20 protein-coding genes are annotated in these 24,536 nt (G+C 39.6%); 16 read left to right on the forward strand and 4 right to left on the reverse strand.

Annotated elements, in window-relative coordinates; all coding sequences use genetic code 11:
* Nucleotides 1-242 precede the first annotated feature (242 nt).
* Nucleotides 243-1,436: a cation:proton antiporter gene (locus BCU84_RS06090; RefSeq protein ID WP_102435612.1), complete on the forward strand. Its 1,194-nt coding sequence runs from the start codon at nt 243-245 to the stop codon at nt 1,434-1,436.
* A gap of 188 nt (nt 1,437-1,624) precedes the next feature.
* Nucleotides 1,625-2,296: a signal peptidase I gene (gene lepB / locus BCU84_RS06095; protein ID WP_102527203.1), complete on the forward strand. Its 672-nt coding sequence runs from the start codon at nt 1,625-1,627 to the stop codon at nt 2,294-2,296.
* Here lepB and BCU84_RS06100 read toward each other — a convergent pair.
* The 4 genes from BCU84_RS06100 to BCU84_RS06115 form a co-directional block, all read right to left on the reverse strand.
* Nucleotides 2,282-2,701 (reverse strand): DUF3010 family protein, encoded by a 420-nt coding sequence (locus tag BCU84_RS06100; RefSeq protein WP_102435608.1) that lies wholly within the window; start codon nt 2,699-2,701, stop codon nt 2,282-2,284. The two genes, lepB and BCU84_RS06100, sit on opposite strands and share 15 nt — an antisense overlap.
* A gap of 300 nt (nt 2,702-3,001) precedes the next feature.
* Nucleotides 3,002-4,360, reverse strand: coding sequence for a sodium-dependent transporter (locus BCU84_RS06105; RefSeq protein ID WP_102527204.1), 1,359 nt, complete (start codon nt 4,358-4,360; stop codon nt 3,002-3,004).
* A gap of 251 nt (nt 4,361-4,611) precedes the next feature.
* Nucleotides 4,612-5,085: an Lrp/AsnC family transcriptional regulator gene (locus BCU84_RS06110; protein ID WP_102527205.1), complete on the reverse strand. Its 474-nt coding sequence runs from the start codon at nt 5,083-5,085 to the stop codon at nt 4,612-4,614.
* Nucleotides 5,086-5,438: 353 nt separating this feature from the next.
* A complete protein-coding gene (locus BCU84_RS06115) occupies nt 5,439-7,988 on the reverse strand; it encodes a TonB-dependent receptor (protein WP_102527206.1) in 2,550 nt (849 codons plus the stop codon).
* Nucleotides 7,989-8,796: 808 nt separating this feature from the next.
* On the opposite strand from BCU84_RS06115, the gene BCU84_RS06120 reads away from it, so the two are divergent.
* From BCU84_RS06120 to BCU84_RS06185, 14 genes are all read left to right on the forward strand, one after another.
* Nucleotides 8,797-10,263, forward strand: coding sequence for a sulfatase (locus BCU84_RS06120; RefSeq protein ID WP_102527207.1), 1,467 nt, complete (start codon nt 8,797-8,799; stop codon nt 10,261-10,263).
* A gap of 128 nt (nt 10,264-10,391) precedes the next feature.
* The gene (locus BCU84_RS06125) at nt 10,392-11,555 is read left to right on the forward strand and encodes a mandelate racemase/muconate lactonizing enzyme family protein (RefSeq protein WP_102527208.1); all 1,164 of its coding nucleotides are present in this window, start codon (nt 10,392-10,394) and stop codon (nt 11,553-11,555) included.
* A 54-nt stretch (nt 11,556-11,609) separates the two neighbouring features.
* Nucleotides 11,610-12,506 carry an SMP-30/gluconolactonase/LRE family protein gene (locus BCU84_RS06130; RefSeq protein WP_102527209.1) on the forward strand — a complete coding sequence of 299 codons (897 nt, stop codon included), beginning with the start codon at nt 11,610-11,612 and terminating at the stop codon, nt 12,504-12,506.
* Nucleotides 12,507-12,899: 393 nt separating this feature from the next.
* Nucleotides 12,900-13,196 carry a hypothetical protein gene (locus tag BCU84_RS06135; RefSeq protein ID WP_102527210.1) on the forward strand — a complete coding sequence of 99 codons (297 nt, stop codon included), beginning with the start codon at nt 12,900-12,902 and terminating at the stop codon, nt 13,194-13,196.
* Nucleotides 13,197-13,805: 609 nt separating this feature from the next.
* A complete protein-coding gene (locus BCU84_RS06140) occupies nt 13,806-15,425 on the forward strand; it encodes an MFS transporter (RefSeq protein WP_241903427.1) in 1,620 nt (539 codons plus the stop codon).
* 100 nt (nt 15,426-15,525) lie between these two features.
* A complete protein-coding gene (locus BCU84_RS06145) occupies nt 15,526-16,305 on the forward strand; it encodes a glucose 1-dehydrogenase (RefSeq protein WP_102527211.1) in 780 nt (259 codons plus the stop codon).
* 78 nt (nt 16,306-16,383) lie between these two features.
* On the forward strand, nt 16,384-17,391 hold the full coding sequence (locus BCU84_RS06150; protein ID WP_102527212.1) for a hypothetical protein: 1,008 nt from the start codon (nt 16,384-16,386) through the stop codon (nt 17,389-17,391).
* A gap of 235 nt (nt 17,392-17,626) precedes the next feature.
* Nucleotides 17,627-17,890: a hypothetical protein gene (locus tag BCU84_RS06155; RefSeq protein WP_102527213.1), complete on the forward strand. Its 264-nt coding sequence runs from the start codon at nt 17,627-17,629 to the stop codon at nt 17,888-17,890.
* A 443-nt stretch (nt 17,891-18,333) separates the two neighbouring features.
* Nucleotides 18,334-19,758 (forward strand): aldehyde dehydrogenase family protein, encoded by a 1,425-nt coding sequence (locus BCU84_RS06160; protein WP_102527214.1) that lies wholly within the window; start codon nt 18,334-18,336, stop codon nt 19,756-19,758.
* Between the two features lie 78 nt (nt 19,759-19,836).
* Complete coding sequence (locus tag BCU84_RS06165) at nt 19,837-21,000, forward strand: mandelate racemase/muconate lactonizing enzyme family protein (protein ID WP_102527215.1); 1,164 nt, start codon at nt 19,837-19,839, stop codon at nt 20,998-21,000.
* 20 nt (nt 21,001-21,020) lie between these two features.
* Nucleotides 21,021-22,043, forward strand: a complete 1,023-nt coding sequence (locus BCU84_RS06170; protein ID WP_102527216.1) for a 2-dehydro-3-deoxygalactonokinase — start codon at nt 21,021-21,023, stop codon at nt 22,041-22,043.
* Nucleotides 22,043-22,678, forward strand: a complete 636-nt coding sequence (locus tag BCU84_RS06175; RefSeq protein WP_102435578.1) for a 2-dehydro-3-deoxy-6-phosphogalactonate aldolase — start codon at nt 22,043-22,045, stop codon at nt 22,676-22,678. Before BCU84_RS06170 ends, BCU84_RS06175 begins: the two co-directional genes overlap by 1 nt.
* 310 nt (nt 22,679-22,988) lie before the next feature.
* Nucleotides 22,989-23,729, forward strand: a complete 741-nt coding sequence (locus BCU84_RS06180; RefSeq protein ID WP_102527217.1) for a FadR/GntR family transcriptional regulator — start codon at nt 22,989-22,991, stop codon at nt 23,727-23,729.
* A gap of 70 nt (nt 23,730-23,799) precedes the next feature.
* Nucleotides 23,800-24,531, forward strand: coding sequence for a FadR/GntR family transcriptional regulator (locus tag BCU84_RS06185; RefSeq protein WP_102527218.1), 732 nt, complete (start codon nt 23,800-23,802; stop codon nt 24,529-24,531).
* Nucleotides 24,532-24,536: the final 5 nt, after the last annotated feature.

The raw sequence follows: 24,536 nt of genomic DNA on the forward strand, positions 1-24,536 counted from the left end.
TTAGCTATTGATTTAAGGGCTATTTATATCAATTGATTCTAGCATTAAGTAGATTAACTAACTGGCCTCGATATATCTCGAGGTTTTTTATGGTGGATATTTGGGCTTGCCTACTAAAACTTGTCGTGCAGGATAATAAATAGGTCATAATCATTGGGTGATGTAATCTAGGTATTTTTAATAATGATTAAATTTAGATGATGCAATGAATTGCGTTAGCGCCTCGATAGGGAGATTGAGTCATGTATTTAGAATTAGCGATATTAGCTGTTTTCGCTTTTAGCTACAGTTTAATTGCAGGCCGAGTCGAGCGATCGATGATATCTGGCCCTATGGTGTTTGTTGTCGTGGGTTTCATACTGGGACCGTCAGCTTTTGGCTGGTTGGGCAATGAACTCGGTAATTCAGCTATGCGGGTGTTTGCCGATTTAACCTTGGCTGTGGTGTTATTTTGTGATGCCTCAAACAGTAATTTATCGATATTAAAACAGCATATAAATATTCCGACGCGGATGCTGCTATATGGGCTTCCAGGTGCCATTGGGTTAGGTTTTATTGCTGGTTATCTACTGTTTCCTAATTTATCTCTATTTGAACTCGCTGCGTTGGCAACCATGTTAGCTGCAACCGATGCCGCTTTAGGTAAAGCTGTGGTTTCCAGCCCTGTAGTGCCTGCAAAAATTCGTGAAGGTCTCAATATTGAAAGTGGCTTAAATGATGGGATTTGTGTACCTATTTTATTTGTATTTCTTGCGCTTGCTGGTGGCAGTATTGCAGAAGGGCAGGTATCCCATTTAGCAATGACCTATTTAGCTGAAGAATTAGGCATTGGTTTAGCGGTGGGGTTATCAGCAAGCTTTATCGCATCAAAGTTAATCAGATACAGTTATAAGAAAAATTGGATCACTGAGGCTTGGAGCCAAAACATTGTCTTAAGTTTAGCGCTATGTTGTTTTGCTATTTCTCAACAATTGGAGGGGAGTGGTTATATTGCGGCGTTTTCTGGTGGGTTGTTGTTTGGATACTTGATGAAAGACGTCAAACATAAATTGATATTACCCACAGAAGGTATTGGCGAAATTCTCGCATTACTGACTTGGATGTTATTTGGTGCCATTGTCATTGGCAATGCTATTGAAACGTTTACTTGGACGATGCTTCTGTATGCTCTACTAAGTTTAACTGTTGTTAGAATGATACCTATCTTCATATCTTTGGGGCGAAGAGGTGAGAATGTCCCCTCAAGATTATTTTTAGGCTGGTTTGGACCCCGCGGTTTAGCATCCATTGTGTTTGTTATCATCATGCTTGATCGTGATTTGCCGGGTGGTGACTTTATTGCGATGACAGTTATTTGTACTGTTTTTATCAGTCTTATTGCCCATGGCGCGTCAGCAAATATATTAGCTAAATGGATCAGCACGCGGGTCAAATAAGCTCATACAAAGGGAAGTACTTAGCTTCCCTTTATGCATTTCTATATTTGGCATAATAATGCCACACTTCTGCTTAATTAAATTAGCACATCATATTGAAGATTAAACATCATTTAAACTCACTGTTGTATTGCATTCCATTTCGCTAATCTACAAGTGAATTTGTTATTTAATAAAATGGAGTTTATATGACGAACAGGATTATAAAAGCGATTAAAGCTAATAAATCGATATTGTTATTTATTATCTTAATGAGTGTTTTTAGAAGTGCCGTTGCAGATTGGTATACAGTGCCGTCAGGTTCAATGAAACCGACAATCATCGAAGGTGATAGGTTATATGCTGATAAAATGGCTTATGATTTACGAGTACCGTTTACGCACATTTCGCTTTATAAGATTGCAGATCCTCAGCGCGGCGATATTATTATTTTCGAATCTACAGCTGCTGATAATAGACTGGTTAAACGTGTCATTGGCGTCCCAGGGGATGTCATTGCATTAACGGATAATGTGCTCAGCATTAATGGAAATACATTAGCCTATCAACCAATAAGTGTAACTGATTCATCCGAGGACAAAATTGAGCAATTATTTTCTGAAACTAGCACGGTTAACCATTTCGTTCGTACCAGTAACAGTGGCTCTAGGCTTTCAAATTTTTCTGAGGTTACCGTACCAGAAGGTCATTACCTAGCACTAGGCGATAACCGTGATCATAGTTCTGATTCTCGAGTGATTGGTTTTGTACCTAGAGATGAAATCATAGCCAAAACATCCAGTGTAGTAATGTCATTTGACTATGATAATTACTACATTCCACGTTCAGAGCGCTTTTTACATAGCTTAATTGAGGGCTAGTGCTTCATAAGCCAGATCATAAGCTTTGCCCAAGTCGACTGTTTTAGGTTTGGCTGACTTATGATCTGCTTCACGCTTATCGGTAGCTCTTAACGTTGCTGGATGCACAAAATCTATTTCACAATTTAATGTAGCTAATATGGCGCCTTCTAATAAAAAAGTTCCCGCTCCACCAGCTCCTTGACCTGTGGTAGAGCGTCGATTAATCACCGCTTTATTGATGTTGTTGGCGTTACAATAGTCCATAATTTGTTGTACTAGTTCTTTCACATCTTTTTGCTCAGGGTGCTTATTCAAAGCGAGCTTATTGAATTTAGCATTAACCATTTCATGACAGGTTCTGCTGCCCGTTAAAGTTACTATTCGCATTTCATTAGCTTTAAGCATGATGCCCATCACATTCATTAGATGATTCTCTTTTGTTTTTTATTGATAATTCAATGCCTTATGTAAACTAATGACATTATTACTATACTGGGATAGTTTAATTTATCATAATACTGTTTATTTATACAGTATTGTGTGTAACCTGATTTGTAGATGTGAAATGGGAAGTGTAAATCGCTTATATTTTACAGTGATAAAAAAGGCCATGTCGTCATGGCCTTTGTGTGATTGATTATTGTTTTAAAAAGATCCCTTTAGAGACTCAATGTTTAATAACGACTTTGCAGATGAACCCTTCGCTTACAGATAAGCTTCTAGCTAACCAATAAATAATTGTAGAATTATCACTGTTATTAATAGCGGACAAATATACTTAACGTAGACAGGCCATAAGCGCCAAAAAAAGCTATCTGGGTTAACAGAATCCTGCTGCGCAATATCTTCCATTAACTTATTTCTATGCCAAACCCAACCCATGAATATCGCAATACCTAAAGCAATTAAAGGCTGTGCTCGCTCTGTTGTTAAGGTAATGATAAGTCCGAATAATGCACTAAAGTTAAACACAATGATGCTGGCCATGATGGCGATAAAGACGCCGACAACTAACGTAGCTTTGTTGCGGTTTAATGATGTCTTTTCGACGATATAGCTGGTGGGCACTTCAACAATCGACATAGCAGAAGTTAATCCGGCAATGGTCATTAACGTAAAAAACACGATAGCGATAATATATTGACTGATGCCACCAATAGAGTCGAATAATGCAGGTAGAACACTAAACACAAGCGTATCTGAGTTGAGTAAGCTGCCATCGTCGGCAAATATTTGAACGCCATTATGTTGCGCCACATACATTGCTGGAATAATCATTAGCGCAGCAAGAAAAGCTACCATAGTGTCAGTTAACGTCACGTAAGCAGTTAATTGGCCGATGTTCTCTTGTTTATTTAGATAGGCGCCATAAACCATCATCGCTCCTGTTCCCACAGTTAATGAGAAGAAGGTTTGTCCTAAGGCACCAATTAAGACATCAGCATTAAATATCATTGAAAAGTCAGGAACTAATAATACCTTTAAACCTTGCATTGCCCCTGGCTGAGTTAAGATATAAACCGCCCCTAACACCAGCATTATCAGCAACAATGGCATTAAACGCTTAGACCACCGCTCGATACCTTTTTGGATCCCTTGTCGGATCACTAGAACAACTAACGTGATAAACACTAAAGAAAAGACTAAGTTCCTTGAAACTGAAAACTCGGTAAACCAGTTTGCAATATCAGGTTGGTCTGCCATTTGTGCAATGGGTGCTAGCGCAAAACTGACAAACCAGCCAGAAAGAATACTGTAAAAGGTACAAATCAGTGTTGCTGTGATAATCGAAATCATACCGATCGTTTTACCTATCTGCTTTGATATTGCAGAATTGCCCAGTTTTGCCATGGCATCTGCAGGGTTAGTTTGACCATGACGACCCACCATTAACTCAGCCATCAGCATTGGGTATCCCAGTAGGATAATGAGCAACACATATACGAGTAAAAATGCGCCTCCACCGTGGGTTGCAGCTTGTGTTGGGAATCCCCAAATATTACCCACACCTACAGCAGAACCTGCTGCGGCCATAATAAAACCGATTCTTGAACTAAAATGTCCGTTTGCTTGTGCACTCATGATGACTCTCTGATGAGGATGAAAATATAAAGAGCGCGCATGATAGTGTTTTATTGACGTGGTGCAATGGTTTTATATTGCTAGATTAATACCTGTGGCGATATTTAATTGCTGTATATAGAGGTTGTGCAGAAAATTAATGTAATATTTTTACATTGATTGAAATATGTTTTCGCCATAGCAACCAAGAAGGTTTGCTGGCGCAATTTAATATATTTATACAGATTGGCACAAACTTGATATAGCGCACATTAACTGATGGGAATGGCTGTGCTACTTTTCACTTTTTTAAGTACAAAGCTTGAATGGATCCCCGCTATATTTGGGTTTGTCGTGAGTTTATCCAGTAAGAATACTTTGTAATGCTGCATGTCTTTGACTAACACTTTAAGGTGATAGTCAGCTTCATTGCCGGTGATTAAACTGCATTCTTGAACTTCTTCATAATTAATAATATCGGCTTCAAATGCCTCTAATATGTCACTGGCGTGTTTTTCTAAGCGGATTTGAATGTACACCGTTAAGGCTAGGTTGAATTGTTCTGCATTTAATAGTGTTGCGTAACCTGCAATAAAACCAGCATCCTCTAAAGCTTTAACTCTACGAGAACACGGAGAAGGCGATAACCCCACATTGATTGCTAATTCTTGATTGGATAAGCGCCCATGGCGTTGTAGCGCTGAGAGAATCGCGAAATCAATTTTGTCTAAGGTGAGTTGTGTCATGGTGCTCCTAGTAAGGTTCTCGATAATTGGCAATCCGACAATTACAGATAACTTAGCAAGCAAGATAAAAAATTACATAGAATTATAATCCTCATGACGTGTGAAGTAACGACTTCTTATGCTGTAGACATAAAAAAACACCCGAAGGTGTTTTTGATACTTCCATCATGTTTAGCAATCACTGTGCTAAAAATCGCAAATTCAATGTAGGGCGAATGAGACAGGAAAGGGGATATCTCATTCGCCCTTATTGAACTGGTTAGCAACGTACTTGTTAGCTACGTGCTGTATTGCTTTAAGCCTTACTATCACTGTTGGGGCAATGACAGTAAGGCAACATGGATTAAACGAGCTTAGAAAGCATATTGCACGCTGCCGCCAAAGAAACGGTTCCAATCACGAGGGTAGAAGGCTTGTCCATAACCTTCTTGGTTGGTGTTTTGACGTGTGGTATATGGCTTGTCGAATAAGTTCTTCACATATAGGCTGAAACGTAAATTGTCTTGCCCAAAGTTAAAGTATAAATCCCAAATACTTGAAGAAGGATTAGCATTTTGATCAAGCGCTAGCTCATTAATAGTTTGTGTATGCGCACCGTTATAACGCCAAGCTGCTTGTACGTTACCATTCCAGCCCGTGTTACCGAATTCAGTTGAGTATTTCAATGTACTAAATACTTGCTGCTCAGCATTATTCGGGAAAGAAAGGCCTGTTTGATCAAATGTTTGACGACCGGTTACAGGATCAGTGTTACAACGATCTGCTAATTCGCCACCATCACCTGCAGGACAGTTAATCGGTGTATCTGAGAAATCTTCGTAACGCGCATCAAAAATGGCGTAACTTGCGGTCCAACGTAAATCTTCTGTGATATCAACTATCGCATCAGCTTCGAAACCCGTTGAGCGTGCTTCTTTTGCATTCACGTAGCCTGCGAAAACGATATTCTCTTCTTCATCAATCACACGTGTTGCGCGTACTTGATAATCTTCAACTGTCATATCAAAGTAAGTGATGTTGAATAGTACGTCATTATCAAAAAAGCCAGTACGTAAACCAACTTCAAAGTTACTTGATTGCTCAGGTTTTGTTGGGAATTGATCAGCATCTAATGGGTTAGTATTTGTAGTAACAAAATACGAAGAACCTTTATAACCCGTTGAGTAATTGACATAAGCACGAATTGAATTGGTAAAGTCGTAACCCACAACAGCCTTGTAAATAAATGCATCATCAGAATCTGAGAACTTGGTTTTTTCAGTTTGACGTTTAATCAATGAAGGATCTGTTTGAGACATTGCTAACACATCAGCGTATGTATCCATACCGATCCCATCTGATGGTGCAAACAAATCAGTACGCTCGAACGTTGCTTCACCTTCTTCATGCAGAGCACGGAATCCGAAAGTGGCATCTAGTTGATCTGTAATTTGGTATTCAAATTGACCGAAGATGGCAAAGTTTTCGAAGTTAGTGGTGAAGTTACCACCAGAGAGCAAACGGCCTGGATTTAGGTCGGCCATCATACTTTCGTCAAACTGTTGGCCTTCGTACATGCTTAAGAAGTTTCTTGTAGACTGGCGATCGTAACAACCAGATAACTCGCCGCCATTGATAAAGCCGAAGTTACCGGCGATACAACCATCTCGGTTTTCTGAACGTTGACCTTCAGTGTTGTGATAAAACAGACCTACAATCCAATCAAACTTTTCATTATCGAATGAGCTTAAACGAATTTCTTGTTGGTTCACGATAACAGATTCATTACCGCCAAATGCTGAACGCTCTAGTGGGAAGTTTAAAGTGAAAAAACCTGAACTGTTATATAGGTCGAAGTCTCGGTAACTACCATTATATGAAAGGGTTAAGTCATCATTAAGGTAATAATCAGCAGCAATAGAGAAACCTAAGTTTTCAGTTGAACCATAGTTTGCTTCGGGGTTACGAGCAGTAACAGGTTTACCTGTATCATCAAAAGATTTTGAAGAATTTATACGGTTATAAGTTGTGCCTTCAATGATGCCATCATCTTTAATGTTGATGATAGGTTTAGGGCCGTAATCTGGATTAACCGGACCAATCTGTGTCATTGAACAACAGTTACTGTCAGTTTCTGCATATTCAGCACGGAACAAGATATTAAATTGCTCGCCATCATCATAAAGAAGTTGACCACGTAAACCTGATTGATCTTTTTCACCTATTTTATAATCTTCATGACCTGGCATTGTATTGTCAATCCAACCGTCAACTTCGCTCCACTGTGCGTTCATTCGAAACGCCCAATTGTCAGAGAATGGCACATTCACTACGCCACTAACATTTATACCATTGTCTTGGGTGAGTTCGGTTCTAACTTTACCGCTAACGCCATTTAAATTAGGCTTTTTGGTCACATAATGCAGCATACCGGTTGAGGTGTTTTGACCAAATAAGGTGCCTTGAGGACCACGTAACGCTTCAACACGTTCAACATCGGCAACCGCAAGGTTTAGCATAGATTGACGGGGTAATACTTCACCATCAATAACCACAAGGTTTGAAGATTGCAAACCGATAGAGTTAGTAAAAGTACCAATACCACGGGTTTTTAATGTTGTTGTTCTAATTTCAGTACTGTCATCGATACCAAAGCCCGGTAGGTATTTAACGAGGTCGAAACCGTCTTGGACACCCATTTTTTCGACTAAATCACCATCCAAAACTTCAATAGAGACGGGAACATCTTTTAGTGCCTGCTCACGTTTTTGCGCGCTTACCATGATGACTTCAATGTCTTTAGTTGAAACCGCTTCTTCATTAGGCGCATCTACAACTTCCGCAGCATATAGGTTGCTTGAGAAGGCTGCAAAAGAACAACCAGCCAGCAATATTGCTTTATGCAATTTACTATATTTAGGCATTTTCTTACTCCGTGTATTTATTATTTATGTCTTATTGCGGGAAATAAATTCCCCCCCCATACAAATCAGAACTTGGTAAACCACGACTTAATGTTTACAGCGTATTTAAATAAGCTTGTTAGTATATGTATAAAAAACAAGCAATACAGTTCATATGAAGTATTTAAACATATGATGTTTAAATGTGCAACATGTTAAATATTTGTTGTTATTACGGTGCTATAGCATTGATTTATTATCATTTATCAGAGAAATTGTCGGGTTTTGTGGTGGTTTTGTAAATGAAATTTGTTAAAAAAACTTCTTCAATCGAATAGGAATTCGTTAAAATTTTGGCGATTTTTGTATGAAATGTTTGCTGTATCAACAAAGGTAATAGGCTTTTAGTTAATATTTTTGTTTGATATATATTCCGAGAAAATAAATTTAAGTTTCTATAATTACAGGGTAAAAAGTATTGATCGCACCAAATGTATGCTCTTTAGTCTCCATTTGTTGTGCCATAAATGATTGGTTGGTACAACATACTGTTTACAAGTGCAAACATCATATGTTTAAATATTTGTAACGTTTTACTGTTTGTTAATTGTTAAGTTAATGTGAGGCAAACTTGGTCTAATACTTTAGACGAGGTTTAGCTGCTTACCTGGCGTGATTTGTCACTGATTTTGATAGTTGAAGTTTGGCACCGTTTGTAGAAGTGCCAAACATGGCTAGTCATTATGAGCCAACGCTTCATTAGACAGCTTTGCGCGAACAAACAATATTAACGATGACAGTCGTTGTGAATACATGGAGCAGTTTCTAAATGAAAGTAAGAATAATCAAAAGCGTAGTGATATTGTCTAGCCTGTTAACCCTTAACGTCTATGCGCAAGGTGAGACGAGACAACAAACACAGAAACAGTCTGAAGCGAAGCTCACTACTGCGACTGACAAACCAAATATCATTCTCATTTTTGCCGATGATGCCGGCTATGGCGACTTTGGCTTTCAAGGCAGTCAAATCATGCAAACCCCGCATTTAGACAATATTGCAGAGCAAGGGGTTATTTTTAGTCAAGGCTATGTGAGTGATGCAACCTGTGGTCCATCGAGAGCTGGATTAATGACAGGTAAATATCAGCAAAGATTTGGCTACGAAGAAATCAACGTACCGGGTTTTATGAGTGATAACTCAGCGTTATTAGGGCCTGAAATGGGCTTGCCAGTTGATCAAACAACCATGGCAGACTACTTAAAAGAACAAGGTTATAAAACTGCCGTATTGGGTAAGTGGCATTTAGGCAGCGCCGAACGGTTCCATCCATTAAACCGCGGTTTTGACGAGTTTTTAGGTTTTAGAGGTGGCGATCGCAGTTACTTTAAATACCCAAAACAAATTGAAAATGACCCTAACAGCACTATGTATGACAAACAACTAGAACGCGGAATAGGCCATTTTGAAGAAAGAGAAGGCTACTTAACGGACATTCTTGGCCAAGCCGCTGCAGACTTTATTGAGCAAAATAAACACGATCCATTTTTCATCTATCTTGCCTTTAATGCTGTGCACACTCCGATGGAGTCAAAGCCTGATGATCTACTTAAATTCCCAAAATTATCGGGAAAACAACAAGAGTTAGCCGCCATGACCTTAGCCATGGATAGAGCAACCGGCATAGTGATGAACAAACTTGAAGCACTCGATTTAGCTGATAATACTATCGTGGTATTTACCAATGATAATGGTGGTCCAACCGATAAAAACGCATCGAACAATGCACCATTAGCAGGCACGAAATCTAATCATTTAGAAGGTGGGATCCGTGTGCCATTTATCATGAGCTGGCCAGCAAAAATTAAATCTAATCAACGTTATGACTATCCAGTTAGTACCTTAGATTTATTACCTACTTTTGTTGCAGCCGCAGGTGGTGCTGATAAAGTAACAGATACTGACGGCGTTGATTTGCTGCCTTATATAAACGGCGACAATGTAAGTCGACCGCATCAACAGATGTTCTGGAAAAAAGAAACGCGCGCTGTGATTCGCGATCAAGATTGGAAGCTTATTCGTTTTCCTGATAGACCTGCAGAGTTATATAACTTAGCTGATGATATTGGCGAGCAACACAATCTTGCAGCAGCAGAGCCTGAGCGCGTTAAAAAGATGTTCAAAGATTTGTTTACTTGGGAGCTCACTTTAGAGCGTCCGCGCTGGTTATTAAAGCGTAAGTTTGAAAAATACGATATGGACAGAATGGATAAATATCGTTTGCCAGCGACGCAGTAAGCTAAGTGCCAGTTAACTAGCGTAAAAAAGTTAAATTATTGGCAAGAAGATTAACTGGTTGTGGTGTAGTCATCGCCAAGAACAGAATAACCGCAAAAATAATGATAATAATTAGATGGTGCATTTAAATGAAAATTGAATCTGTAGAAGCGCTGCTAGGCTGTGTTGGTAGTCGTAATCAGTTACTTGTAAAAGTAGTTACAGAATGCGGAATTATCGGCTGGGGAGAGTCTGGTTTATCTAACCGTGAATATGCAGTGATGGGCGCTGTTAAACACTTTGCCCAGTTTTTAAAAGGCAAAGATGCAAGACAAATAGGTCGTATTTGGCAAGAGCTTTATCGAAGTCACTACTTTGAAGGTGGCAGGGTAATAACAGCTGCCATATCAGCAATTGATATTGCGCTTTACGATATTTTGGGTAAAAAGCTAAATGTACCAGTTTATCAATTGTTAGGAGGTAAACAGCGAGACAATATTCCTTGTTTTGCTTGTTGCTATACTGAGGCAGATCCTGACCGTTTAGATGAACTCGTTAACGAAGCTAAAGCGCTAATAGAACTAGGCTGGACCACAATTCGAGTGATCCCAAGTCGCTTTGACGATCCTAAATTATTTGAACCACAAGAGTCTATTACTCGCACAGCACGTTGTTTAAATGAGCTACGCAAAATTCTTGGACCAGATATTACCTTGGGGATTGATTATCACCATAGACTAAGTGTGGCGGAAACGGCTTCATTTTGTCAGCGATTAGCACCAGATACGCTGGACTTTATCGAAGAACCTATTCGCAATGAATCACCTGATGCTTATAAAACACTGCGCACCATGACAAATATTCCGTTTGCTATTGGTGAAGAGTTTAGTTCGAAATGGGCGGCCAAACCTTATATTGAACAAGGGTTAACTCAATATCTACGTGTCGATGTTTGTAATATTGGTGGCCTAACTGAAGCGATGAAAGTCGCAGGGTGGGCTGAAGCGCATTATATAGATGTGATGCCTCACAACCCATTAGGGCCGGTCTGTACAGCTGCAACAAATCACTTTGCCGCAGCTTTAGCTAATTTTAGTTTAATGGAAACCCATCAAGGACCATTCAGTCCATTCGGAGCCCATGACACTAATTTATTCCCATTACAGCACGAACTTGAAGGTAACGTTTTTATGTTGCCAGATGTTCCAGGTTTGGGTGTAGAAGTAAATGAAGCGGCATTTAGACAAGCAACCCCCATAGAGACAGAAGCCCCACATTTAAGTAAACGTGATGGTTCACATACTAATTGGTAATCAGAATTATTCTGAAAGTGGCGCAAAATACCACAGGCGAATCAAAGGAATAACATGAGCAGTCAGGTTTTTGATAGTAGAGTTAATTATGTTGGCGAGAGCCCACTGTGGCACCCTTTAACTGACACTTTATATTGGGTCGACTTCCCTAATAAGCAGTTGATGAGTAGAAAAGGTGAACAGACTAGCCAGCATACGTTTGATCAAATGGTGACGGCAATAGGTTGGGTCGATCAAAACCACTTAGTCATAGCCACTGAAACGGGCTTGTATAGATTCAATCTCGATACGAAACAAACGCAGTTAATAGTGCATGTTGAGCATCAAGTTAGCTCGAATCGCAGTAATGACGGCAGAGCCGATCCTTGGGGCGGTTTTTGGATTGGCACTATGGATAATGACGCAACGCCAAACAAAGGCTGTTTTTATCGCTATTACCAAGGTCAACTTAAGACCATAATTACCGATTTAACCATTCCCAATGGCATGTGCTTTGATAAATCACGTCAGCGCGCATATTACGCCGATTCTGCCGCGCAAAAAATGTATTGGATTAGCTTAGATGCCGTTACAGGTTGGCCTGTTGATGAATTTTCTGATTCAGAGCTTAGACGTCGAGATGCAAGGCTATTCTTTGACTTTTCAGACTCAGCAGTGTCGCCAGATGGTGCGATTGTAGATGCAGAGGGTAATGTTTGGGTGTCATTATGGGATGGTGGTTGTGTAGTTTGCCTTTCGCCAGAAGGTAAAGAGCTCGAAAGGGTAGATACCGGTACATCAAGACCAACTTGTCCGGCATTTGGCGGAGAACTCGCGGATAAATTATTTACTACCTCAGCACAATGTGGACTCGAGGAAGCGCCAGTTACCGCAAATATCCATGGCACGACAATCCTGTTAGATACTAAAGTCAAAGGGCTATTTGAGCCTGCTGTGAACCTAACGGAATAAGACTGTCAGTTAATAAAGGGGTAAATTACTGACAGTGTTATCTTCACACTCTTGTGGGTCACTCTACTTCTTCAAATTAGCGATTTGAGCTAAGTATGCTACTCAACGTAATCAAGCAGCTAGCTATAGCTTGGTTTCGCTTCGCTACACATTTTGGACTAGCATTATCAGCCCTGTGTTGAAGCTTTTGCACTTTACACTTTACACAAGGAGAGCGTTATCGAATACGCAGAAGAGTTCTCAAAACCTGAAAAGTTTAAGAGGATATTTTTATTTCTTCTATTGGCTGTGCTGATACTCATAATTAATGAAAAGTGGTACCTCCCTTTTATTAATGAGTATGTTGATACTGTACATTGCCGAACTCTGTTCGGTTACTCTGGGATCACAGTCATGTGGCATGCTTTATTTGTAGGTTTACCGCTATTCAGTGCCGTCATAATCGGTTTGGTTACTGTACCTCTTGGATATAAAGGCATTATTCATAAACAGTTTCCGCCTAAAGGGGTAAAAGTATATAAACCCACTCCAATTCTGCGAGGCTGGAAAGCAAGTGCTAAGTCAATATTTCACCTTTTAATACCTAGCTTATTTATATTATTTTCTGTTTGGGGTTATTTCCAAGTAGAGCAAATGCCACACGAAATACCAGATGATTTTGATTTAAGTGTTTGTGAAACTAATAAGTAATTTTGAATGAAGTCATACAGATATAGGCTAGGCGTAACGTTATGCAGAGTTAACACTTTTATCTGACTACAAACTTGTTGTTTCAGCACAAAAATCGTCTCCAGCCTGTTCATAACAATCAATTGAAAGACACGGCTAAACAGTATTGCGCTTATGCTTATACACTCGATAGATATTTGCAGAGTAATTTATCCTTCCTAACTTCGTTTTTCTTTACTGATTTCTTCACCGCTATTTATACGTTTAAAATGTGTATTTTGTAAAAAATATATGTAGTAACAACCTGAAAAGTAAAGTAAGTTACAATCAATTATCGTTGTACTCTGCCATCACCATTAGTCAGATTATTTGATAGTCGATTCAACTATTTTGAATTCCTTATTGCTCTCAGTTGTATCCACTCCACTTAATATCCCAATGTTAATATCCCAATGTTAATATAGTCAACAAACATGTTGCCTATTGAAACATCATATGTTTAAATCTTGTTAATGGAATGATTCATTCTTTATTTTGTATTTGAAAATATCAGCTTTTAATTTGCGTTATTGCATATATAAAGATGTTTTCTGACAGGGTAATTAAGAAACAAGATGTGGGGATATCACTTTGCTAGAAACAACAATGTCAGAAACGGCGTCTACTGGTAATAAGCGGGCCGATAACAAACTGACTGATAAAAATAAGCACTTTCAAGCGATTAAATTTTCGATGATTGCCGCATTTGGTGGCTTTGTATTTGGTTTAGATGCTGCGAATATTTCTGGAGCACTGAGGTTTGTTAGCTCTCAATTTGAGTTAACCAGTTTACAAACAGGTAACGTCGTAGGTTGTGCCATTGTTGGTGTTATTCTAGCTTTGTTCTTCACTGGTAGCTTATGTCAGCGTTTTGGTCGTAAAAAGGTGTTGCTTGGCATTGCACTCACGTACTCGTTATCTACTGTTATTTCTTCATTCGCCAACAGTTATGAAATGCTAGTAGTAGGGCGGTTTATTGGTGGAGTGGCATTTGCGTCAATCACTGTTTCGGCCATGTATATTGGTGAAATAGCCCCTGCAAAACAGCGCGGTCAATTTGTCTCTGTTAATCAGCTGCTTATTACTTTAGGCAGTTTGATTGCATTTGTTATTAACTATTTTCTTGTTAGCTCTATGGGCAGCATTGAATCATTAACGGATGAGAATATTTGGCGTTTAATGCTCGGCTTCGAGATTGTGCCAAATATTATTTGGTTTTCGTTATTGCTTACCATCCCGGAATCACCACGTTGGTTACTGAGCAAGCAGCGAGATGATGAGGCTAAAGCTGTATTTGAGCAAATCACTGCACAAGGTGAAGTCAGCGAGTTAATGACTGATATTAAGCAAACCATTAAACAAGACAGTACAAATACTGTCGTACAGCAGCTTAAATTACTGTTTAGCAAACCAATGCGGTTTTTAGTTATTATTGCTGTTGTGTATGCCGTTGTTCAAGGCGCGACAGGGATGAATGCGGTGCTGTTTTATGCGCCAACTGTATTTGAGCAAATTGGTATGAGTGTAGAAGATACTTTTTTACAAACTATTGTATTAGGTGGAGTTTCAGTACTGTTTACTTTAGTCGCAATTTTTACCGTAGAAAAATTAGGTAGGAAAGTACTTACGGTATCAGGCCTTTTATTGATTGTGTTAGCGCATGGATCAATTTGGTACGGTTTTGATAACGCGAGTTATCAAATTAGCCAGCCTGTTATTCAAAAAGTGGCACTGCAACAGGTCGATGCTGACAAATTATTACCATTTTTGGGTAAAACCTATGACACAGATGTAGCATTAAAAGCAGATTTGGCCAGTGTGTATACTAAAAAAGAATTGCCTTTGATCAGTGGTGTGGTGATTAACGAATCAATAACCATCAACCCAGCATTTGTTTTATTTGGCTTATTCGCATTTTTAGCGGCATTTAATATGTCAATTGGCCCAATTATGTGGGTCATATTCTCTGAAATATTTTCTAGCCGAGTGAGAAGTGTGGCGCTGCCTTTTGCTGCACTAGTGCAAAGTATTTCAAGTTGGAGTATTCAACAGTTTTTCCCGTGGCAATTAGAAAACATGGGCGCTGCGAATACCTTTTTATACTATGGCGGCGTTGCGTTTATCGGTTGTATTGTCATGGCGTTGATTTTGCCTGAAACAAAAGGCAAGACCATTGAAGCGATTGAGCGTGAATTGGTACACGAGCGTTAACACTAACTTTAACAGGGTGTTTACTGTCTCGTTAACTGGTTTGCTTACAGTTCTTAATCATAGTGTGAAAACCTAACTAATTAAAAAAAAAGAGAATAATATGTCTGATCGTTTAATGGGTGAAGTAGCCATTATTACCGGTGGAGCTGACGGCATTGGCTGCACTATTGCTGAAGAATTTTGTCAGCAGGGGGCTAAAGTTTGCGTAGCAGATATGAACCAAACATTAGGTCAACAAGTGGTCGATAAACTGGTTGCTCAAGGTCATCAGGCTATTTTCGCATTTGTAGATATTGCAGATGAAGATTTGGTCAATGCAATGGTAGCAAAAACAGTTAAGGAATTAGGTGAGCCTACAGTGTTAATTAATAATGCCGCCTTAATTAGTCCTGGTAACCAAATTGATGATGTGTCGGTCGATGCTTGGAAGAAAAGTTTTTCAGTTAATGTCGATGGAATGTGGTATTGCAGCAAAGCTGTGTATCCATACATGAAACAAAATGGCCGCGGCAGTATTGTTAATATTGGTTCAGTGCACTCGTTTAAAATTGTACCCGGTTATTTCCCGTATGCGGTTACCAAGCATGCAGTCATAGGCCTGACACGTAATTTAGCTGTCGAATTTGCTGACAGTAACATTCGCGTGAATGCACTTTGCCCTGGGATGATTGAAACGCCAATGGCATTTAAATCTTGGGACGCAACTGACGATCCGCAGAGCTCTCGTCAAGCTATGGCTGAGGTGCATCCTTTAAAGCGTAACGGCACTACCAGTGAAATAGCAAAACCGGCTTTATTTCTAGCCAGTCAAGATTCAAGTTTTATGACAGGTCAAAGCCTTGTCGTCGATGGTGGTCGCTCAGTTATTTATCATGATTAAAAGCGCATTGTTTTGGGCGATTGTCGATGAGCGCTTTTTGATAGGCACATGCTGTACAGTGTTTAGCGTTAATCTGCAGTGTTAAAGTTAATTTATTCTAAAATTGATGGCTTTGAAGCAATCACAATAGCTAATAACCAAGTGTCTATGACTGTCATGCCTCAACTTGGGGGCAAAATCATTTCCCTTAAGTCCGTTACCATGCAGCATGAATGGCTACAACAAACGCCATACGGCCAGCTTAGCAAAGCTCAATATGGTGATTCGTTTGTTGATGGTAATGACATAGGTGGCTGGGATGAGTGTTTCCCAAGTATTAGCCAGGAAATCTATTCCCACCCTAACTACAGTCACGTCAAAATTCCCGATCATGGTGAGTTATGGTGTATGCCATGGCAAGTTAGCAAAGTCGCTGAAATTAATGGGTATGTAGCTGTGACTCTGCTTTGCACAAGTAAACAATTACCGTATACATTTGAGAGAACCATCAGTTTAAGTACTGAAAGTGATTATTTTACAATTGAGTATTGTGTAACTAATCACGGAGCAGATGATTTACCATTTGTCTGGTCTATGCACCCTATATTCGCAGCTAAAGGGGGGATGACTATTCAATTATCTGAATCTATCCACCAATTCAGGGCTGACAGTGGTTTTAAAGACTTTTTTAATTCCTCACAACGACACATAAACTGGCTTTATTTTGGTGAATCAACCGATAAAGTGGTTAGCCTTGCTGACGTAATGCCTGAATCTAGCCAATTTGCTAGTAAACTATTCAGTAATGAGTTAGTTCGGCAAATACCTGAAGATAGTAATCAACTGGTTGAAGTCGCGCTCTTTGAACCAGAGCGCAAGCAGATGTGTGGTTTTCGCTTTAATCGAGGTGAGATTTCACATTTTGGCTTATGGCTTAATTATTGTGGTTGGTCAGGCAGTGATTTAGCGCCCGCTTATGTCATTGGCTTAGAGCCTTGTTTAGGAAGTGCGGATTCATTAAAAGAGGCTGTTGAACGAGATTCTGTAGCAGTTCTTCTTGCAAACAGTTGTCGTAAATGGTCCATCGAGTGCTTTATTAAAGGGTAATTGTTCAGACCTATCTCTTTCGCTTTGTGTCGCAAGTTAAACATGAAAAGCAATCACTATTACGGAGACATTCATTAAGGTCATTTCTTTTTTACTATTTAACAGCACCTATATGCTAACGTTAACAATTTATCCTGCTATGGACCTTTCTTTCATAGTCTCATGCTTATTCTATTCTTAATTGATTGAATTTATGATAGTTTAAATCTTGTATTTAATTTGAAAAGGAACTTCAATGCTTATAATAGAACTGTTTGTAAAATCATTATTGTGGCTTTCAATCGCACTGTCTCCAACGTTATTATGTGCAGGTATTGGCGCAGTATTAAGCCTATATCTAACTGGAGAGTTAACAGGTGTGATATTACCTGTTTGCACAGCTATTGGTTTTATCTTAGGTAGTCACTGGGCCGAAACCGTTCGCAAAGGTGTTGGTTTGTCGGAGTATTTAGGTCGCTTAGTGAGCAGTCAAAATGATGCCAAAGGTAAGTCCAAATAAATACTAATAGCATTACTATCTTTTCAAACATATCATTCTATAGCCTAATTCAGCACCTTAATATAAAACGATAGCAAGACCTTATAGAAGCTTGTTATCGGCTAGCTAAAATATTGCCGCTTTTTAAATATTCCTTCCTAAGTTCTGCCAGTTATTTATCTTCGCCAGCAAAGTCGCAATCCTTAACATCCTACTTGTATCCTCAAAGGTAAATGTTTTGTTAACATTTTTGTAAACATTTAGGCTTTGTATATTGCACTCTTAAACATCATATGTTTAAATACTTATTATGTTATGCGATTTATTCTTTTATTGGTTAACTGCCTAGTCATTAGATGTGTTATCTGTGAGTAAAGAGGGTTTTACTCACCATGGCTTTATGATGTTTATGTAACAGGTTTTAACGAATAGCGTATTAGAAATATACAAATGGAGCTGTGCTAATGCTTATAAAACAACTATATATCGGTGGTGAGTTGGTTTCTAGTGGATTGACAACTGAAGTTATCAACCCTGCAACTCTAACCCCTGTTGGCAGTATTGCAGCAGCAGATATTGCCCAGGCTGAACAAGCATTAGCGGCTGCAAATAAAGCATTTCCAATTTGGTCTAAAACCTCGATTAAACAAAGAACCGATTGGATGTACAAATTGCGTGATGCTGTGATTGAAAACGAACAACATCTTAGAGAGTGCATCCATCTTGAAATGGCAAAACCTTGGTCATCAACAAAAGATGATTACCAAATGTTGGTGGATAGCTTAAATTTTTACGCCGACGCTATGTTGAACCTTGAGCAAGAAACACTTGAAGATAAAGAGGGCACTCATACTCATGAACTTAGACGTGAGCCTGTGGGTGTGGCAGCAGCATTTTTAGCTTGGAATTTTCCACTACTAAACCTTGCCTACAAGATTGGCCCCGCAATGGCTGCGGGCTGTCCGATTGTCATTAAACCTTCAGTTAAAACTCCTTTATCTGCTTACGCCGTTGGTGAATTATGCGCAAAAATAGGCTTACCAGCTGGTGTGGTGAACATTATTTCTGGTCCGGATCATAAAGTGGGCGATGCAATTTCAGCATCAACTATCCCTTCAGTGTTAACTTTAATTGGTTCTACCAATGTCGGTAAACATGTTATCGCAACGGGCGCCACATCCATTAAACGCTACTCAATGGAATTAGGCGGTAATGCCCCTGCAATAGTCTTTGCTGATGCTGATTTAAACAATGCTGCAGACGTGATTTGTGGCGTGAAATTCGCGAACGCAGGTCAGATTTGTGTCACACCAAATCGGGTGCTTGTTGAACAATCCATTGCAGATGAGTTTATTGAAATGATTTTGACCCGTGCTCATTCTGTCAAAGTAGGTTTTGATAAAACAGCTGATATTGATATGGGACCTGTTATGGATGCTTCATCATGGCACCGAATCGATGCACTGGTACAAGATGCGATTGTTAAAGGTGCCACGTTACTAACGGGTGGCGGTAAGCCCGAAGGACATGAAACAGGCTATTTTTATAGCCCAACTGTCTTGTGTGGTGTCACTCCTGAGATGGATATTGCTAAAGAGGAAGTGTTTGGACCTGTTATCAGTATCATGACTTTCAGTAAAGATGATGAGGTTTTAGCTGAAGCTAATAACACTGAGGCAGGCCTGTCATCATTTATTTTCACGACTAATGAAGCCAGAGTTACGCGGTTTGCTGATGAGCTACGATTTGCAGAAGTACAAGTGAATGGCATTAAATATGCGATTAATTTGCCTCATTTTGGTATTAAGCAATCTGGAGTTGGAGTCGATTGTTCCTTGCTAGCGCTGGACGATTACCTTGCTTACAAACGAGTCTCTCGTGCCGTTTAGTTTTTAGCAATAGTTCTTTATTAGTTACTTAGCAAAAGTCTCAGTATCGCTGATTCGGTATTACCAGGAAGTTATTCGATGAAAATTATTGAAATAAAAAGCCACGTATTGCAATACGATCTTGAAGAAGAATTAGGTTATTCGCAGCAATACTACGCCCAAAGAACGACCCATTTAGTTGAAGTCATTACTGATGTAGGTATTACAGGTTGGGGGGAATGTTTTGGCGGTGGCGGTATTGCTTTTGCCAATAAAACTATTGTTGAAAAAGTAATACAGCCGATGATTCTAGGCATGGATCCACTGGATAGGGAAGTAATTTGGCACAAGGTCTACAACCTGATGCGTGATCATGGCCAAAAGGGAATGCCTATCCAATCATTGTCGGGTGTAGATATCGCTTTGTGGGATATTGCAGGCAAGTTTCATGGGCAGCCGGTGTATAAACTACTTGGCGGGGCATTTAGAGAGCGTATTCCAGCCTACGGTTACGGCATGATGCTACAACGTTTTGATGACTTAGAAGCTCGATTTACCGATGAAAGTGCTCGTATTAAAGAAATGGGTTTTACTGCGACTAAGATGAAAATCGGTCTAAGTCCTGATAGGGACATTAAACTCGTAGAAGCTGTACGAAAAGGCATCGGTAACGATATGCGTCTAATGGTTGATGCGAATCATGCTTATACTGCTAGAGAAGCGATTCCATTGGGGCGTGAGCTACAAAATTTAGGTGTTCACTGGTTTGAAGAACCTGTCGCTCCTGAAGATAAGCAAGGTTATCGTGATTTATGTGAAGCGTTGGATATGACCATCGCAGGTGGCGAAGCTGAGTTTACCCGTTGGGGCTTTAGAGACTTAATTGAAAACCGTTGTGTAGACTTACTGCAACCTGAGGTGTGCGCACTTGGCGGCATTACTGAATACCAAAAAGTTTTAGCGATGGCTCATGCTCATTTTATCCCAGTGATTAATCATGTTTGGGGCTCAGCAATTGCCGTCGGTACAAATCTTCATTTACTAGCTGCATTACCTGATTTACCGGGGGCTGCGCATCCAGTACAACCCATGCTTGAATATGACACTACACCGAATCGTTTTCGTGAAGACTTACTTAAAGAGCCGCTTAATATCTTAAAGCAAGTAAAAGACAGTGGCGGCAGTGTTGCCTTACCTCAAGGTCCAGGGATTGGTGTTGAACCTGATCCTGACTTTATTAAACATTACGAAGTCATTAATTAACCTTTCTAGAGAATTCTCCCATGATAGATGCATCATCGCCTCAACCTGCACTTATAGCGGTTGATTGGGGTAGTAGTAACTTTAGATCCTTCTTATTGGATAAAAGTGGCCATATTTTGTCCGAAGTGACGTCACCACAAGGTATGTTGTGCCTTGAAAAAGCGCAATTTGAACCTGCTTTACTTGAACAAATTCAACCTTGGTTGAATGACATTAGTGCGCAGAAAAATGTTGTACCTGTATTAATGGCTGGCATGGTCGGCAGTGCACAAGGTTGGTGTGATGCAGGCTATGTCGAGTGTCCTGCTGATGCTAAACAAGCAGCAACTCAATTACAGGCAGTGAACAATCAAGCAGGGTTACAGTTACATATTGTTCCAGGTTTCAAATGCCAAACATCTAATTTACAACCAGATGTTATGCGCGGTGAAGAAGTGCAAGTGTTTGGCGCGGTGTCATTGATTGAACATGAGTTAGGCCTTTTAAATAACGCCCAGCTTGAAAAATTAGTGTTTTGCTTACCCGGCACTCACTCCAAATGGATAAGAATGGCGAAAAGCGACCATGGCCATACCTTGATAGATGATTTATCAACGCATATGACGGGTGAGATGTTCAACATCGTGCTTGAGCATAGCATTTTGGGTAAAGGTTTAGATAAAAGTGCTGAATCGCATATTGAAGAAATAGATATGGACGGTTTTTTACAAGGGGTGCATACAAGCCAGCGTGAAGGTGGCTTACTGCATCACCTTTTTAGTGCCAGAACACTGAGGCTAGAGCAGCGTTTAGCCGATGATGATGTGACTAGCTATCTTTCAGGTTTACTTATTGGATCAGAACTTTGTTCGGTTTTAGCCTCATCGCCAAACCTAGAACATATTTATCTCATTGGCAGCTCTCAACTAAACAACCTATATAGCGAAGCGTTAAAAGAGTTGGGGTATTTGTCGACTACAGTGAGCAGTGCTAAAGCATCAGCCCTTGGGATGTTGTCGATTGCTAAACAGGCGAATTTAATTATATCTAAGGAAGCAAGTTAATGGCTATTTCGTTAAAAGATGCATTAAATGAATTACCTTTAGTTGCCATCTTACGTGGTGTGACACCTGAAGAAGTTATCGCTATTGCAGATGTGCTAGTAGAACAAGGCTATAAAGTGATTGAGGTACCGCTCAACTCGCCACGACCTTACGAAAGCATTAAGTTATTAAGTGATAAGTACGGTGAAAATCTTGTGATCGGTGCCGGTACGGTGGTGTCCAAAGAGCAAGTTGATCAAGTCGAACTTGCTGGCGGTCGGATAATTATATCGCCTCATGCTGACGTTGAAATTATTAAGTACAGTAAAGCTAAGAATCTTTATTGTGTTCCAGGTTTTTTTAATCCTACTGAAGCTTATGCAGCCATTCATGCAGGTGCGGATTCTTTAAAGTTATTTCCTGCTGATACTCTTGGCCCCAAAGGGTTAAAAGCGATGTCAGTTGTATTGCCTGACATCCAAATTTTACCCGTAGGTGGCGTTTCACCAGACACTATGCAAGCATTTATTGATGCAGGTGCCAGTGGGTTTGGTTTAGGAAGCGGCTTATATAAAGCTGGGATGAGTGTTGAGCAAGTTAAGCATAACGCTATGGCATATGTCCAAGGTTATAAAAGTACCTTAACAGTTCACTAAGCCAAATCTTTAGAGTTCAATAATGCCGTAAACTGAGTTCAGTGAGTTGTATTAGTTCAGTCATTTCAGAGATGATTTTGAACTTGTCTGTTGTCGCTTTATACAAATAGTGTTGTTTTGCTTTCCTTTATACTTATTCCTAGTAAGTATCTGTTGTAGCTTTAGCAGCCGAACGGCTGCTATTTTTTTAGTTACTTCTGCTTATCACCCAAAGCATCAATTTATCTAATGTGAAGTCAATATATTATTAAGTCTCAATCATAGATTGTTTCAATTGACACCTTAAACATACTATGTTTATATTTAACCTATGAGTGAATTAATATATTACGATTTAAAATGCACCCAAGGAATGTCGCCTAGTCTTTCAGTACAAGTTGCTAAAGAACTCGGTCGTCGCATTGTTTCTGGTGCATTCGAAGCCCACAGTCTTATTGATGATGAAAATGCCTTGGCATCTCGTTATCAAGTCAGTCGTGTTGTCGTCCGTGATGCCGTTAAAATTCTAGTAAGCAAAGGTTTACTAGAAGTCAGACGCGGTATTGGTACACGTGTTCAGTCACGCGATAAATGGAACATGCTAGATGATGATATTTTAGCTTGGCATTTATCTGCACCGCCAAACCTTGTGTTTTTAAAACAGTTGATGGACGTTAGGTTAGCATTTGAGCCAAAAGCAGCAAGATGGGCTGCAGAACGTGCAACTGAAGAAAACCTCGCTGAAATCGAATCAGCGGTAGAACGTATGGCAAAAGCTGACGGTACAGCGGAAGACTTTATTATTGCCGACTCTTTGTTTCATAAATCGGTGATGAAAGCAGCTAACAATAGTTTTCTCGCTTCTATGGAAGGAGTGATATATTCAGCTTTATTGGTCAGTATTAAAGTCACCAATAAAGACCCTCGTGATAATGGCGCTTCTGTTCCTTTTCATCGTGAAGTCTTTGAAGCGATTGCAGCTAAAGATGGTGATAAAGCTGAAAAATTAACCGAGAAACTGTTAAATGATGCCAGTATTCGCCTTTCTTTAACTCAAAGTAACAATAATTAACAATTCACGGTTGTCTATTGTCCAAAAATCAGATAAATAGTATGTAGTTATCTTTTTGGAAAAATATTTAATGAGTGAATTAACATACTACGATTTAAGAAGAACGAACTCGATGTCACCGAGTTTGCCTGTTCAAGTAGCAAAAGAGTTAGGTCGTAGGATTGTTGCTGGCACGTTTGTGCCTGGTACGCTTATTGATGATGAAAATAAACTGGCTGAACGCTATCAAGTCAGTCGAGTTGTCGTTCGTGATGCGGTAAAAATTCTCGTTGGTAAAGGCTTATTAGATGTACGCCGAGGAATAGGTACTCGTGTTAAACCTAGAAATAACTGGGCTTTACTTGACGATGATGTTTTAGCTTGGCACCTTTCTGCACCACTTAATCCTGACTTTTTAACTCAATTGATGGAGTTTAGACTCGCATTTGAGCCTAAAGCTGCCAGTCTCGCAGCATTAAATGCCACGGATGAAGATATTCAAGCAATTACTGAAGCACTCGCTGAAATGGAAGCGTCTACAAGCGATGTGGATCGTTTTGTGATTGCAGATGCGCACTTTCACAGTGCTATTTTAAAAGCGTCTCATAATGAGTTATTCATTTCGATGGAGTGCGTGATTTTTTCAGCCTTGTTAGTCAGTATTCGGGTTACTAACCAAAATGATGCTGAAAACAAAACATCGATTCCATTTCACCAAGAAGTATTTGATGCAATTAAAGCTAAAGATGGTGCATTAGCACAATCATTAACAGAAACCTTATTAAGCGATGCTAAAGCTCGTTTGGTTGCATTAATGGCATAAACAGC

This window comes from Shewanella sp. 10N.286.51.B7 (genome assembly GCF_002873615.1).
Classification (GTDB): Bacteria; Pseudomonadota; Gammaproteobacteria; order Enterobacterales; family Shewanellaceae; genus Shewanella; species Shewanella electrodiphila.

Bases quoted from the DNA above. Each gene is read 5' to 3' on its own strand.
- BCU84_RS06135 (WP_102527210.1), top strand. From the start codon at position 12,900: ATGTGGCATGCTTTATTTGTAGGTTTACCGCTATTCAGTGCCGTCATA.
- BCU84_RS06165 (WP_102527215.1), top strand. From the start codon at position 19,837: ATGAAAATTATTGAAATAAAAAGCCACGTATTGCAATACGATCTTGAA.
- BCU84_RS06185 (WP_102527218.1), top strand. From the start codon at position 23,800: ATGAGTGAATTAACATACTACGATTTAAGAAGAACGAACTCGATGTCA.
- BCU84_RS06115 (WP_102527206.1), bottom strand. From the start codon at position 7,988: ATGCCTAAATATAGTAAATTGCATAAAGCAATATTGCTGGCTGGTTGT.
- BCU84_RS06110 (WP_102527205.1), bottom strand. From the start codon at position 5,085: ATGACACAACTCACCTTAGACAAAATTGATTTCGCGATTCTCTCAGCG.
- BCU84_RS06100 (WP_102435608.1), bottom strand. From the start codon at position 2,701: ATGAATGTGATGGGCATCATGCTTAAAGCTAATGAAATGCGAATAGTA.
- lepB (WP_102527203.1), top strand. From the start codon at position 1,625: ATGACGAACAGGATTATAAAAGCGATTAAAGCTAATAAATCGATATTG.
- BCU84_RS06125 (WP_102527208.1), top strand. From the start codon at position 10,392: ATGAAAATTGAATCTGTAGAAGCGCTGCTAGGCTGTGTTGGTAGTCGT.
- BCU84_RS06175 (WP_102435578.1), top strand. From the start codon at position 22,043: ATGGCTATTTCGTTAAAAGATGCATTAAATGAATTACCTTTAGTTGCC.
- BCU84_RS06180 (WP_102527217.1), top strand. From the start codon at position 22,989: ATGAGTGAATTAATATATTACGATTTAAAATGCACCCAAGGAATGTCG.
- BCU84_RS06090 (WP_102435612.1), top strand. From the start codon at position 243: ATGTATTTAGAATTAGCGATATTAGCTGTTTTCGCTTTTAGCTACAGT.
- BCU84_RS06170 (WP_102527216.1), top strand. From the start codon at position 21,021: ATGATAGATGCATCATCGCCTCAACCTGCACTTATAGCGGTTGATTGG.
- BCU84_RS06105 (WP_102527204.1), bottom strand. From the start codon at position 4,360: ATGAGTGCACAAGCAAACGGACATTTTAGTTCAAGAATCGGTTTTATT.
- BCU84_RS06155 (WP_102527213.1), top strand. From the start codon at position 17,627: ATGCTTATAATAGAACTGTTTGTAAAATCATTATTGTGGCTTTCAATC.
- BCU84_RS06130 (WP_102527209.1), top strand. From the start codon at position 11,610: ATGAGCAGTCAGGTTTTTGATAGTAGAGTTAATTATGTTGGCGAGAGC.
- BCU84_RS06160 (WP_102527214.1), top strand. From the start codon at position 18,334: ATGCTTATAAAACAACTATATATCGGTGGTGAGTTGGTTTCTAGTGGA.
- BCU84_RS06120 (WP_102527207.1), top strand. From the start codon at position 8,797: ATGAAAGTAAGAATAATCAAAAGCGTAGTGATATTGTCTAGCCTGTTA.
- BCU84_RS06145 (WP_102527211.1), top strand. From the start codon at position 15,526: ATGTCTGATCGTTTAATGGGTGAAGTAGCCATTATTACCGGTGGAGCT.